Raw genomic sequence first — 13,329 nt, 5'->3', positions numbered from 1 at the left:
TCCTCTCTGCAACTCTGATGAGCTACCAAACAGGGAATATTCTCTCTTTGAGGCAAAGCATACCACAGATACAGCATTCTGTTAATTCTTTGTCTGTTTTCATCAAAAACGGTAGTACTTTCTTTTGAAAACGGGATATGCCCTGTTCTTGTAGAGCTATCTTTCAAGAAATACTATGAATTCTTCTTTTTATGCTTGAGGAATGTGCTCTACAGCCTGTTCATACTCCAGAGAGAATTGATGAGGGAGAGCGGAAATTGAGGTAGGGAGTGGTGAAAATGATGCTTATATCAATACATATCAATGAAATGCCGGAAAGATGCAGCATCCTTCCGGCACAGTGCTTAGCGGTTGACCTGATTGCCATGTATTGTGATGCTGCCACCCGCATGCAGTGTCAGCATATTGCTCCCTTCGCCATAGATCAGCGTGGCCGCATTGTTGCGCGACTGAGCAACGGCGCTGCCGCGGATGTTGCCGCCACAATAAGCCTGAATGGTCATATGCGGGTTCGCGGGCAGGAGATAGGTGATGCTGCCGCCAGCAAAGAAGGAGGTTGGCCCCTCGTTTGTGATGTTCCCGGCGAGGGTCAGGCTGCCACCAACGTGAACGGAACGAATCGTGCCTACCTGCTCAATCGTGGCACTGCCGCCTGCGCGTGGCGTATTGATGACGGCTCGGGGGCTATCCTGAATGTGAATGCTGCCGCCGACATTTTCGCAGGAAAGCATGTCGCCAATACCGGTCGCCGTCAGGCTGCCACCGATATTTTCGAGGGCGACCTGCCCGCATTGCCGGGTGGTGGTGCTGCCACCAACGGAGCCAAGCACGCGAAGCGAGGGCAGCTCAAAGGCTTCAAGACTTCCACCAATCGAGGTGCTTTCCACCCCATCGCTGATCTGGAAGAGGTGGACACTGCCCTCGATGCGATCCAGAAAGCCGCGCCCGGTGTGGTTGCGGATATCAACGGAGCCTGTGCGCTCGATGGAGACGGTACCCGTTGAGCGTTCGACTGTGACCTGTGTGTTGGTGTAGTTGAATAAGAGCCCTTTGATGCGCGGAACCCAGGCGGTGACATCGCTGCGATAGTGCGAGACAAAGAGGGTATCCGCTTCAAAGCGCAGCCCCTGAATTGGCTCGGCTGCTTCAACCATGATCTCTTTTTTCTCCCAGGTGCGAACGGCGATATTGCCCTCAATAGTGCTGAAGACGATGCGGGGTTTATGTCCTTGAATAGAGAATGCTTGCTGCCACATGATCTTTTTTTCCTTTCAGAAACGTTCAAAAATTTATCTTCTATTGATTATTTTTGCTGCTCTTTGAAAGAATATTACCATGTCAGTAAGAAAAATGTCAATACTTTCCTGGTAAAAAATGTCAGAACTTTGCAAATTTTTTCTCTATCCTGGAAAAAGTGAGCAGCAAGGGGGAGTTTCTTGACTGAGAATATTAGGTTATAGTAGGGAGGACAGAAATGTGCACTCGATGAGAGGAGAGAGCAAGAATGGTTGCATCAACCGACTTTATGGGCCCGTTGATTCTGGCGGCGGGCGTGGCATGCTGGATCTGGGTCTTTATCGATTGTTGGCGTGATCCTCGACTGGATCCGCGTATCAAGCGGCGCTGGCTGCTCCTGATCGGCCTGCTGCCAGGCGTTGGCGCGATCATCTATGTGATGCGCAGACGCTGGCAATACCGCCGTGATCGCTATCCAGGAGAGCGCTAACTATGGACTTTTGGTGCAAGAGGCAACCTGAGTCATCGGATATACGTACTATAGTATTGATACCTGCCGTATGGATACAGCGAAGAGAACGAGTTCAGGGATTGCCTGTTTTAAGTGCATACCCTTCATATAGAATAAGCTGAATGTAACTCCTTTTTAAAAAAGTGAGTATCTCTTCAAACGGCGTGAAAAGCGAGGAGAGAGCAATGATTCCATTTTTTTTCGACTTTGCCGGTAGGGGCGCTTCATGGATCTGGGTGTTCCTGTCGATCTGGGCAACAGTCGATTGTGCCCGGCGGCTGAGGAACGAGCAGAAAATCTTCTGGATTGTGCTGATCTGGCTGATTCCCTGGGGTGGTACGTTCCTCTATATCTTCTGGGGGCGCAAGCTCTCGGGACAGAGAACAACCCCGCCTGTTGAGACGCCGCAGTATACCCCGGTGAATACGGCGCATTATTATAAAGGACAGGAACAGTCCCGGGAAGAGCAGTCCTATGAGCAGGGATATGTGCCTGTAGAGCCCAAAGAAGCGGAAACGCACTGGCAGCGCTATGAGGAGCCGATGGCTTCTTATCCGGAAGCGCCGCACGAGCAAGAAATGATGCAGCAGCAGCGACAGAAAGAGTGAATGGAGTGAACAAATGGGCTTTGTCATGTTTTTGTTCTTTCTCCTCGTATTTGTGGTGATCGCTATTCTGTCGACCCTGCTGGTGGTATTTTGGATCTGGATGCTGGTCGATTGCCTCAAAAATCGGGGCATCTCTGACACCATGAAGTTGCTCTGGGTGGTGTTGATGATCCTGTTCTCTCCTATTGCCTCTTTTGTCTACTTTTTTACCGACAGGAAGAAGGCGAAAATCCAGTATTATTATGAGCCGATGCGTATTCAGGCTCGGCAGGCATCCTGGTCGGCAAATGATCATGCAAGCTATCAGGCGCGGTCCGAGCCTCATTCGGCTTATGAAGCGCCTGCCACGCCTTCCAGTGCCCAATGGGAACAGTACGAGGAGCCACGAGCGACCTATCCCGAGCCGCCACAGGAGCAGCAGGAGCAGCAACAGCAACAATGGCGTGACTGATGAATCAGGGTGAAGGAACGTACAGCACCTGGTGAGAAAAGCGAATAGCTACTATACTGAAGAGACTGCAACAAAAAGTTCTTCTTTACGTCTATACTTCTAGAAGATGCTATTTTGCCGTTCGGCTGATCGCTCGTTCTGGAGGTATGCATGCCGGGATCCACGCTGACGCTTCTTAACCTGGGCCTTCTCCTGCTGTTACTGGCGTATCCATTCGTGACACTGGTCCTCTTTATCTGGATGCTGATCCACTGCCTCAGGAATCGGGGCATCTCCGATACCATGAAGCTGATCTGGGTGATCCTGATGCTTCTGTGCTCTCCTGTTGCTCCTGTGGTCTACTTTTTTACCGACAGGAAGAAGGCAAAAGTTCGATATTATTATGAGCCGACGCGCGTTCAGGATCCACAGCCATCCTGGTCGGCAAATGATCACGCAAACTATCGGGAGTTGCCCGAGCCTCACTGGGCCTCTGAAGCGCCTGCCATGCCTTCCGAGGCTCAATGGGAACAGTACGAGGAGCCACAAGCGACCTATCCCGAGCCGCCACAGGAACAACAGAAGCAACAACAAAAACAATGGCGTGACTGGTGAATCAGGGTGAAGGAACGCACAACATCTAGCGAAAAAAGCGAATAGCTGCTATACTGAAGAGACGAAATGAAAAAGCTGTATTCTCTTCTGATCTTCGAGAAAACCCTGTTTCTCTATTCGGCTGACCGTTCGTTCAGGAGGCATACATGTCCGAATTCATAGCAACATTACTTATACTGGGCGTTATCTTGCTGTTTGTTGTTTTGCCAATCGCGCTGGTGGTGTTCTGGGTCTGGATGCTGGTTGACTGCCTGAGCAACCGGGGTATTACGGATACGATGAAAGTGGTCTGGGTAGTGTTGATGATCTTTTTCCCGTTTCTCGGCTCGCTGCTCTACATGCTGATTGATCGCCCGAAGCGCAAATTTATAATGTTCTATACACCCTATCCGCCCTCGCACCCGATGTCGCTTCCGCCCTATGGAGCGCCTGTTCCGCCTCCAACATATGGAGCGCCTGCACCACCGCCGGGGGCAAGCACGCATTGGGGCCCCCCGAATCCCTGGCCCTGATATGCTGTATTTCGGGTAAAAGGGAAGCGGCTGAGCAAGAGAGATGGTATACTAAAGAGAGAACTGTTTAACCCATGTGGCATGTGAAAAGGAGCGTTTCTATGCCCTGGACTGCCAGCCGCTATTATACCCTGATTGTCACCATTGTGTTTCTTATCGTCGGTGTACTGGGAATTGGCAACACATCAACCATGCAGCCCGCGAATTTTCTGGGGCTGGACCTCGATATTGTGCATAACTTCATTCATCTGGCAACCGGTTTTCTGGCGTTGAGTTGCGTAATTATGGGGTGGGATCGGCGCTTTAATCAGATTTTCGGCGTGGTGTATGTTGTGCTTGCGCTGCTCGGGCTGTTGTATCCGTTTCTCTACTTTGATCATCGTCTGCTTGGTATTATGCACGCGAACATCGGAGATCACCTTTTCCACTTTGTTGCGGGTGCGATTGCTCTGTACTTTGGCTTTGCCTACAGGCGTGAGCCCGTCCCCGCGGCATAGTGCCAGGGGAAAGGCTCAAGAGCAATCAGGCATGTTCGACGAGGCGAACCGTATGCTTGATCTCAAGCGCTTTGCCGAGTAGAATGCCCACCGTGCAGTGCTGTTCGGCCAGTTCCAGCGCTCGTTCAACCCGAGCAAGGGTGAGCGTTGGCCCGGACAGCACGTGTTCAACCGTGATGGTGGTATAGGTGCCGGGGGCGCTGGTGCGCTCGCTGCGGAGGTGCAGTTCGTAGCTGGTGATTTCCTGACGCTGTTTGCGCAGAATCGAGACCAGGGTGATACCAGTACAGCCAGCCAGAGACGCAAGCATCACCTCTGTCGGGCGGGGTGCTGAGTTCTCGCCACCACTTTCCGGGGCTGCGTCCATGCTCAACGTGAAACCGCTTCCCGTTTCCGCCTGAAACCGCATCTTGCCGTCCAGTGTCGCATGGACAGAGATTTCATTAGCCATTCTTTCAAAGTCCTCCTGAAAAAGACGATATCTCAGCATACCACAAAAAAAGAACCATTCCCACAAAGGAGAATGGTTCCCACAAAGTGCTAAGAGAGTATGTCTGGATAGGCGGCGCTATTTTGCTGCAACCGCTTTCGCTGCATCTATCACGCCTTTGCCCATTTCTTCATAGGTTGGAATGCCCGGCGTGCCGTAATCCATATCGTAGTTATAGTGCGGGCTTGCCGGATCTTCGGCGGCGGAAGGCGTCTCGTTTTTGTTCAGGAAGCGGGTGACTGATTTCTTCAGCCATGCCGACAGTTCCTTCGCTGTCATATTCGGATGGGCTGCCAGCGCCAGGGCTGCCACGCCAGCGACCTGAGGGGCCGCCATCGAGGTACCAATAGCGAAGGCATAGCAGGTCGCGCAGGGGTTACCATTGGCGTCAACACCCCATGCGCCGAAATCGCCGGGGTTGTCAGCGTTCGCTATGCTGGTATAGCGGAGGCGCGAGCACTCGGCGCTCTTGCAGTCGAACGGCGGAATATTGTAGTTCACCGAGCCGCCCGGTGCAGAGACATCGATACGGCGTCCGAAGTTACTGTAGTACGAGAGCTGATCCTTCAGGTTCTCGCCATACTGCCCGTAGAGCGTCTCATCAGGGCCACCCTTTGCTGTGATGTGGTTCGTGGCTGCAACTGTGATGACGCCCGGGATCCCGGCGGGAACGGCACTCAGACCATAGAGGTTATTCGCGGGATGGTTCATCGGGACGGCGAACGCGACGCTGCTCGGGCCCGCAACATGCCCTTCGCGATCAAGGCGAACGTGATCGTTACCGGCAGCGGCGATGACCAGCGTGCCGCGCTCCATCAGGAATTTCACGATCTGGGTGTAGGTTTTCCACACGGTCTGGCTGTCGCCAACGCTCTCGGCATTGTTGCAGTAGTAGGACTCAGGAACGATGCCCTCGGCGCAGACATAGCCGCCAAGTGACATATTGATGATGTCGACATTGATCGTGCTGGCATACATCAGACCGGCCAGAATCCAGCTATCATAGCCATAACCGCAGGCGTTGAGGACGCGGATGCCGACCAGCGTGGTGTTCGGGGCAATACCGGTCATCAGCGTGCCGTTTCTGCCGCCGATGTGGGTCGCAACCCAGGTGCCGTGACCCTGCTGGTCCTCCGGGTTGCTGGCGTCAACTTCCTGGGGGCAATCAGCGTCAGGCTGCACGAAGGAGCGGCTTGAGGCCTTGTCATAGTTGGATCCAAGCGCGTCGTGCGACGAGTTTACACCGGTATCCACGACGGCCACACGCACCTCTTTCGAGCCCTGGGTGGTCTTCCAGGCCTGAGGCACGTTGATGCGGGCCAGATCCCACTGCAACGGGCAGGAGGTCTCGACCGAGGCACATTGCGCGGCTGCGGCCTTTGTCTGCGGGACAGTGGTAATGTTCTTGACTTCATTTCCCGGCAGGCGGACGGAGCGCTTGTCTTTTGCCAGGCCAATCACGCCAGGAACCTTCTTAAGCTCGTTCGGGTTGTTTGAGCGGACGACCATCACCTTCGCCTGGCTGAGGTCGAAGATAATCTTGTTCCCGTTCTTTGTCAGGGCGTTCTTGTCGATTTTCGTCTGCTGATTGTAAAGCAGAATGTAATTATCGGTCTTCGCGACCGCCTCGACACGCTCAGGGAGGGAAGCAAGAAAGGTCAGAGCTAGCATCCCTGCTAACACCAAGATAGGAATGGCTGCGCGGTAGCGTTTCATAGAGTTGTGTACGTCCTTTCCTCTAAAGAAACAACCAATATCACAGGGCGAGCCGTGAGGGGAAGGTTGGCAGTTGCGGCTTCTTCTCGTATGGTTCCTTCCACCTCTTCATTGTTATTATGATATATCTCCATTCATGAATCAATATAAAATGGTGTAAGTTTGGTTAAGAAATGGTTATGGAAAGGATACAGCCAGGCTCTATTGATGAGCTATATAGACAGAGAAATATGCTATTCCTGCACGATTCCTTTTCTCAATGCTCTGAACATCTTCGATAAAAGCCGCAAAAAAAACAGCATGGGCCAGCAATGACCCATGCCGTTTCGTTTGTTCAGGGGCGGACCGCCCGGGCTGCATCAATCACGCCTACACCTAATTTCCACTCTGGAAGACCTTTTCCGCTATAGTTGATGTTGTAATTGGTGTAGGGGCTGTTCGGCATATCGGCGGCGGGAGGCGTCGCGTTCGGATCGTGATACCAGGTGTAGGAGTCCTTGAGCCAGGCTGCCAGTTCCCACGCCGTCATCTCAGGATGTGCCGCCAGTGCCAGGGCCGCCACGCCTGTGACCTGAGGTGCGGCCATCGAGGTTCCTTGCAGGAAGGCGTAACAATTGGAGCATGGCTGACCGCTTGCGTTCACGCCATACGCACCAAAGACGCCTGGATTGTCGGCCTGGGTGGGGCTGGAAAAATCAAGACGGCTGCATTTTGTGTTGTTATTTACACAGTCGAATTGGGGGACGTTATAATTGCGTGCACCTCCCGGGGCCGCCAGATCGATACGTCCGCCATAGTTGCTGTAGAACGCGAGCTGATCTCTTTTGCCCGCGCCAAACTGTCCGTGTCGTGTCTCGCCGGGCTGTCCAATGGCGGTTATTCGATTGATCGCGGCAACGGCAATCACGCCAGGAAGGCCGGCGGGAACCTCGCGGGTGCCATAGAGGCTGTTTGCCGGGTTGTTCGCCTGCACGGCATAGCCAACGCTGCTCTTGTTGAGAACGCGCCCGTCTTTATCGAGATTGACGTGCTCATTTCCAGCGGCCGCGACGACCAGCGTGTTGTGATCGAGGAGATAGCGCACGACCTGCGTATAGGTGCGCCAGAGCGAGGGACCGTTCTGCGCTTTCTCCTGCGTGTTGCAGTAGTACGACTCTTTCACCACACCATCGGCACAGATATAGCTGCCAAGCGACAGATTGACGACGCGAGCACCCACCGTATTTGCATAGAGCATTGCAGCAAAGAACCAGCTATGGAAGCCGGTGCCGCAGGCGTTGAGGGTCCGCAGGTTAATCAGGCGGGTCTGTGGTGCAATGCCGGTCATGCGCAGCCCGTTTTTGCCCGCGATATGGGTTGCAACCCAGGTGCCATGTCCGTTCATGTCTTCCAGGCTGCTGGTGTTCCCTTTGTCAAGGGCGCACTCGAGGCTTGGTTGCACAAAGGAGCGGCTGGCTGCTTTATCATAGTTCGCCCCGACCTGTTCATGACTCGACGTAATTCCTGTGTCCAGCACAGCAACGGTGATCGTGGGTGAGCCCTGCGTCACGCGCCATGCCTCGGGAACATGAATCCGCTTCAGGTCCCATTGCAGCGCACAATACGTCGAGACCGAAGCACAGCCCTGCTCGTTCTGCCGTGCGCCAGCGTGAAGCTCTGGCGCGCTATAGGCGGTGACGAACTCGTGCTGTGGAAGCATCTGTTGTGGACGATCCTGAATCAGATCGCCGAGCCCGGGAAGCCGCTGGAGCTGCTCAGGGCTGTGCGAGCGGACAACCAGTATGCCCGCCTGCCGCAAATCGTGCACGACCCTGTGCCCACTTCGGGTGAGGTTCTGCATGTCGATTCTGCTGGCATCATCGTAGCGGAGGATGTAGTTTTGTTCGGGCGATACTGCCTGCACCCGCTGAGGAAGCAGCGCCAGAGCGCCCAGGAAGCTCAGACTGATGAGAAGCAGTACGCCGATCGTTTTTCTCATTCCCTGCATTGCTATTCTCTATCCTTTCACTTGCAGATATGATGATACGACTGATACCACTTCTAAACATAAAGCACTTCTAGTAAAAGGACATTCGTATGTACTATAAGTGGTGCTCGTTCTGCATATTCCACAAAGGAGAGAATTGCAGGAGTGAGGGCGAGCGAACGCCCCCACTGGTGATAGTTGTCGGAATGAGGACTCAGGATACAGCGCGAGCCGCGTCGATGATGCCTGTTCCCATCAGGCGATTGCTGATCGGAGCCGCATCATAATCGATCGTATAGTTATAGTATGGGCTCTTGCTATTGCTGGCGGCGGGCGGCGTGGCGTTCTTATCGAGGAAGGGCGTGACAGAGCGCTTGAGCAGCTTCGTTAGCTCCTGCACCGACATGCCTGGATGACGCGCAAGCACCAGTGCGGCGACTCCGGAGACGGTTGGCGCGGCCATCGAGGTGCCCTGCAAATAGCTATAGCAGTTGCTACAGAGTTGTCCCTTCTCATCAATACCGAACGCGCCAAAGACGCCGGTATGGTCGTCTCCGCCGGACGAGGAGGGGGTCAGGCCATCACAGCGAGTCGAAATGCAGTCGAAGCGTGGCACGTTATAGTTTCGCGAGCCGCCGGGCGCTGAGACATCGATACGGGCCCCGTAGTTGCTGTAGTAGGCGAGCTGGTCGCGGAGTCCCTGCCCATACTGTCCGTGCCTGGTTTCACCTGCCTGCGCGGTCTGGGTGATGCGGTTGGTCGCGCTCACGGTCAGCACGCCGGGAATGCCAGCGGGGATCTCACGGAGCCCGTACAGGTTGTTGCTCGGGTCGTTCTTCTCCGCGCCAAAGCCGACGCTGCTTTTTCCCATCACGCGCCCGTTCTGGTCGAGCTGGACATGCTCATTGCCTGCGGAGGCCACCACAAGCGTTCCATGCTGCAACAGATAGGAAATAGTCTGGTTGTAAGCTTTCCAGGTGGAAGCGCCATCTCTGGCGTCTTTCTCGGTGCGGCAATAGTAGGACTCCTTCACGACGCCATCCGCGCATACAAAGCCGCCCAGCGACATGCTGACGATCTGTGCGCCAACCTTGTGAGCATGCATCAAGGCGGCCAGAATCCAGCTATCGGTTCCGATGCCACAGGCGTTGAGCACACGCAGGTTAATCAGCGTGGTTTCGGGCGCGATGCCGCTCATGCGCGAGGTGTTCTTTCCAGCGATGTGCAGCGCGGTCCAGGTGCCATGTCCATTGAAGTCCTCAAGGCTGTTGACATCCGAATCCTGTGCGCAGTTTGTTGGTTCAACAAATGACTTGCTGGCCTCTTTATCATAGTTATCGCCAAGCGCTTCATGAGTGGAAGTTAGTCCACTATCGAGGACAGCGACGCGTACCTTTCTCGACCCGCGCGTCTTTTCCCAGGCCTGAGGCACATGAATGCGCTCCAGATCCCATTGTTGCGGGCAGACTGCTTCGTTGCTCGCGCAGCCTTCGGCCTTGCTGGACACCTGAAGGGGATGAAGCAGGCCAGAAGTGAGCGGTTTTGCCGGTTTAGCGGGAATGGTGATATGCGGGCGGTCTGGTGCAACGCTGATGATGCCGGGAATATGCATCAGGTCGTCAGGGATATGGGTGCGAACAACCATTACCCCGGCTGCGCTCAGGTCATAGACAACAGTATGTCCTCTGCTGATGACGGTTTGAGGAAGGGTTTGCTGTTGCGGTTGAAATACCAGAATGTAGTTCTTTGCCGGGCCAATGCCCTGTACGTCCAAAAGTGGACTGCTGAGGAACAGGCATGCGGCCAGCAATAAGGCCAGAGGAAGCAGGGTACGATAGTACTTGCTTTGCATGAATTACATGTCCTTTCGTGCGCCTCGCGGGCGTCCTTCTGCTGAAACGATGTTCCCTGTTGATGCAGCGGGGATGCTGTCGAGTGAGATGTCCACCTCCACGTGTTCCCCTCTCCTTCACTTTGAATGAAGTGGCATATGTTAAAATGACACACTCTTTTCCAGCATAATGGGACTATCTGGAAAAGCGGTTTACTTCTGGTTGAGATCAGGTGAAGAGAGGAGCTGGAATTTTCCTCTTTCAGGGAGAGAATCTTAACTGCTCGATTGATATGCGTGAATAAGAGGGCGCGAGAGAAAAAAAGAACCGGCTTGCTGACCGGTTCTGAGACAATCAAGCGTGTTCGGGGCGATCACTGACGCCCGCTTCGGCAAAAGTGGCCATCTCGCTATGGGTACACACAGCGGCCTCGACGATCTGCATCGCAAGTACCGCGCCGGTTCCCTCACCAAGTCGCATATCAAGCTGAAGCAGCGGGCGAAGCTCCAGCCGCTCCAGGATCAGGCGGTGACCGCGCTCGACGGAGGCGTGTCCGGCAAAGAGATACTCGCGAATGGTGGGATGTAAGGTAGATGCAACAAGCGCAGCGGCGGTAGAAATAAAGCCATCAATCACGACGGGAACACGGTGTTCTACTGCGCCGATCAGCACGCCGACCAGGCCCGCGATTTCCAGCCCACCGACACAACGCAGGACCTCAAGCGGGTTCAGGGGGTCAGGTTGATTGACGGCCAGCGCCTGTTCGATCACGCGCACTTTATGCTGGCGCTGCTCTTCATCGATCCCGGTGCCATATCCGGTGAGCTCGCTGACGGGCAATTGGAGCAGCGCGGCTGCAATGGCGCTGGCGGCTGTCGTATTCCCGATGCCCATTTCGCCGATTGCCAGAAGGTCGGCTCCCTGCGCGATCGTCGCGTGAGCCGTCTCGATGCCGACAAGCAGCGCCTGCATCATCTGTTCCGGTGTCATGGCGGGCCCCTGAGCCATATTCGCGGTGCCATACGCGACCTTGCGCGAGAGCAGCCCGGGGTGAGAGAGCTCGGCAGCTACGCCGACATCAACAATAATCATCTGCACGTTCGCCTGCCGCGCCAGAGCATTAATTGCCGCGCCTCCCTGCAAGAAATTGAGCACCATCTGGGGCGTGACTGCTGCCGGATACGCGCTGACGCCCTCGCGGGTGACGCCGTGATCGCCTGCCATCACAATAACGGCTTTATGGTTGATACGGGGAACGGGGGTTTGCTGCATGCCCGCGATCTGAATGGCGATCTCTTCCAGGCGACCGAGGCTGCCGGCTGGCTTGGTAAGCTGCTGCTGACGCTGGCGTGCCTGTTCCATCGCGGCCCGATCAAGGGGGGTAATAGAGGCCAGCGATGTCGCCAGAATGGTAGAAAACTCGCTCAAGGATTCTTTGTCTCCATTTCTGTCATGTATATAGTTTCCCTATCGATACCTGTCATTCTATCACGGATAGTTCACGCCCGATTATGGCATAATAAGGGAAAGAAGTGGTGTGTAGTCGTCAGGGTGTTTTTTGGTAGCAGCAAAAAGCGTTGCTCTGAAAGGATTATTCATGAACCGGCATTATAAGCGCTATATAACCTGTATTTTACTTCTTCTCTCGTGCGCTCTGGTCGGGTGTAATGGGTTGCCATCAATGGAATCGAGCGCATCGACGCCGACGCCGAGCCCGACGCTGCCGCCCCGGCGCGATCCACTGCTTGTGTTGCGTATGCTGAATAAAACCAACGGGTGGGCCGTAACAGAGCGAAGTGTTGTCAGGACGGTGAACGGCGGGCAGAGCTGGCACGACGTAACCCCGAATACGCCGGGCAGGATTGTGCTGCTGCGTGGCGAGTTTCGGGATGAGCTGCGGGGCTGGCTCTCGGTTGTGCTGCAAAATGAGCAGAAGGTGCACGTCTATCGGACGGTAGATGGTGGACAAAGCTGGCAGGATGCGGTGCTCAGCGGGTTGCCACTCCACGGAGCGATGACGCCCCATTTTATCAATCTCGATGAGGGATGGCTTGAGTGCATGGGCGCGAGTGATGCGGGCTCGATGGTCGTTGCTCTTTTTCATACACGTGATGGCGGGGAGCACTGGGAGAAGCTGGCAACAACCGAAGATCCAGCAAGCGGCCTGCCACGCCGCGGGGTGAAAAACGGCCTGACATTTAAGGATGCCACGACCGGGTGGGCTACCGGAAGCGAGCCTTCAGGTGCACCCTGGCTCTATAAAACAACCGATCAGGGGAAAACCTGGAAGCGCCAGAGTCTGCCCACGCTGGAAGGTCAGCAGCTTGCCTATCGTACGACGCCGCCCATTCTGATCGGCGATTATGGCATGATGCCGGTCTATGTGCAGGGAAAGCTGGACGGCAAGCCGACCGAGGGAACCCTGCTCTATAAGACCTATGATGGTGGTGAAACCTGGCAACCAGATTATCCGCAAGAGCCCGGGGCGCTGGTTCGGGAGTCGCTGGAAAATCTCTACATTGTGGATGCACAACATGCCTGGGGCTCGGATCCCGAGGGCCAAACCATGTACTTTACCGCCAATGCCGGGAAAAGCTGGAAAAAGCTCAGCACAAACATCGGACATTTTCGGGCGCTTAGCTTTGTCGATATGCAGAACGGGTGGGCTGTTGATGCAAGTTCGCTCTATGTGACAGCGGATGGTGGCTCGCATTGGCGCAAGGTTACCTATAGCATTCGATAAGCCTGCAACAGGTTCTCATGGGGCATGCCAGCTATGTTCCCGTGAGAACCTGCATCTTCCTCAAGAATCCCTGTGTTCGCTTGCTTTTTTGGTCAAAAATGTACTATATAGAGTGTAGAAAGAATTTTTGCTGTTCCTGGATTTTCAAGGATGATATCTTATTTCACAGGGAA

The 13,329-nt window shown here is 54.6% G+C and carries 13 protein-coding genes; 7 read left to right on the top strand and 6 right to left on the bottom strand.

What is annotated here, in order from left to right; all coding sequences use genetic code 11:
- Window positions 1-344 precede the first annotated feature (344 nt).
- A complete protein-coding gene (locus KTH_RS02725; protein WP_497616294.1) occupies window positions 345-1,256 on the bottom strand; it encodes a hypothetical protein in 912 nt (303 codons plus the stop codon).
- A 248-nt stretch (window positions 1,257-1,504) separates the two neighbouring features.
- Between KTH_RS02725 and KTH_RS02720 the strand changes: the two genes are divergently transcribed.
- The 6 genes from KTH_RS02720 to KTH_RS02695 all read left to right on the top strand — a co-directional run bounded on the left by KTH_RS02720 (window position 1,505) and on the right by KTH_RS02695 (window position 4,409).
- Complete coding sequence (locus tag KTH_RS02720) at window positions 1,505-1,726, top strand: PLDc N-terminal domain-containing protein (RefSeq protein ID WP_111322943.1); 222 nt, start codon at window positions 1,505-1,507, stop codon at window positions 1,724-1,726.
- A 206-nt stretch (window positions 1,727-1,932) separates the two neighbouring features.
- On the top strand, window positions 1,933-2,355 hold the full coding sequence (locus KTH_RS02715; protein WP_497616292.1) for a PLD nuclease N-terminal domain-containing protein: 423 nt from the start codon (window positions 1,933-1,935) through the stop codon (window positions 2,353-2,355).
- Window positions 2,356-2,380: 25 nt separating this feature from the next.
- Entirely contained in the window at window positions 2,381-2,806 is a 426-nt protein-coding gene (locus KTH_RS02710; RefSeq protein WP_497616289.1) for a PLDc N-terminal domain-containing protein, read from the top strand.
- A gap of 150 nt (window positions 2,807-2,956) precedes the next feature.
- Window positions 2,957-3,400, top strand: a complete 444-nt coding sequence (locus tag KTH_RS02705; protein ID WP_497616287.1) for a PLDc N-terminal domain-containing protein — start codon at window positions 2,957-2,959, stop codon at window positions 3,398-3,400.
- 146 nt (window positions 3,401-3,546) lie between these two features.
- The gene (locus KTH_RS02700) at window positions 3,547-3,912 is read left to right on the top strand and encodes a PLDc N-terminal domain-containing protein (protein ID WP_497616284.1); all 366 of its coding nucleotides are present in this window, start codon (window positions 3,547-3,549) and stop codon (window positions 3,910-3,912) included.
- 101 nt (window positions 3,913-4,013) lie between these two features.
- The gene (locus KTH_RS02695) at window positions 4,014-4,409 is read left to right on the top strand and encodes a DUF4383 domain-containing protein (protein WP_170142608.1); all 396 of its coding nucleotides are present in this window, start codon (window positions 4,014-4,016) and stop codon (window positions 4,407-4,409) included.
- Window positions 4,410-4,434: 25 nt separating this feature from the next.
- Here the strand turns inward: KTH_RS02695 and KTH_RS02690 are convergent, their stop codons facing one another.
- From KTH_RS02690 to cobT, 5 genes are all read right to left on the bottom strand, one after another.
- On the bottom strand, window positions 4,435-4,860 hold the full coding sequence (locus tag KTH_RS02690) for an OsmC family protein (RefSeq protein WP_170142607.1): 426 nt from the start codon (window positions 4,858-4,860) through the stop codon (window positions 4,435-4,437).
- Window positions 4,861-4,977: 117 nt separating this feature from the next.
- Window positions 4,978-6,615: a S8 family peptidase gene (locus KTH_RS02685; protein WP_497616278.1), complete on the bottom strand. Its 1,638-nt coding sequence runs from the start codon at window positions 6,613-6,615 to the stop codon at window positions 4,978-4,980.
- Between the two features lie 334 nt (window positions 6,616-6,949).
- The gene (locus KTH_RS02680; RefSeq protein WP_111322929.1) at window positions 6,950-8,602 is read right to left on the bottom strand and encodes a S8 family serine peptidase; all 1,653 of its coding nucleotides are present in this window, start codon (window positions 8,600-8,602) and stop codon (window positions 6,950-6,952) included.
- A 193-nt stretch (window positions 8,603-8,795) separates the two neighbouring features.
- On the bottom strand, window positions 8,796-10,433 hold the full coding sequence (locus tag KTH_RS02675; RefSeq protein WP_497616275.1) for a S8 family serine peptidase: 1,638 nt from the start codon (window positions 10,431-10,433) through the stop codon (window positions 8,796-8,798).
- 334 nt (window positions 10,434-10,767) lie between these two features.
- Window positions 10,768-11,841: a nicotinate-nucleotide--dimethylbenzimidazole phosphoribosyltransferase gene (gene cobT, locus KTH_RS02670; RefSeq protein WP_497616273.1), complete on the bottom strand. Its 1,074-nt coding sequence runs from the start codon at window positions 11,839-11,841 to the stop codon at window positions 10,768-10,770.
- Between the two features lie 169 nt (window positions 11,842-12,010).
- Here cobT and KTH_RS02665 point away from each other — a divergent pair, with 169 nt between their 5' ends.
- Entirely contained in the window at window positions 12,011-13,156 is a 1,146-nt protein-coding gene (locus KTH_RS02665; RefSeq protein WP_497616272.1) for a WD40/YVTN/BNR-like repeat-containing protein, read from the top strand.
- Window positions 13,157-13,329 lie beyond the last annotated feature (173 nt).

Source organism: Thermosporothrix sp. COM3 (genome assembly GCF_059696735.1).
This window is presented reverse-complemented; position numbering and strand designations above follow the sequence as displayed.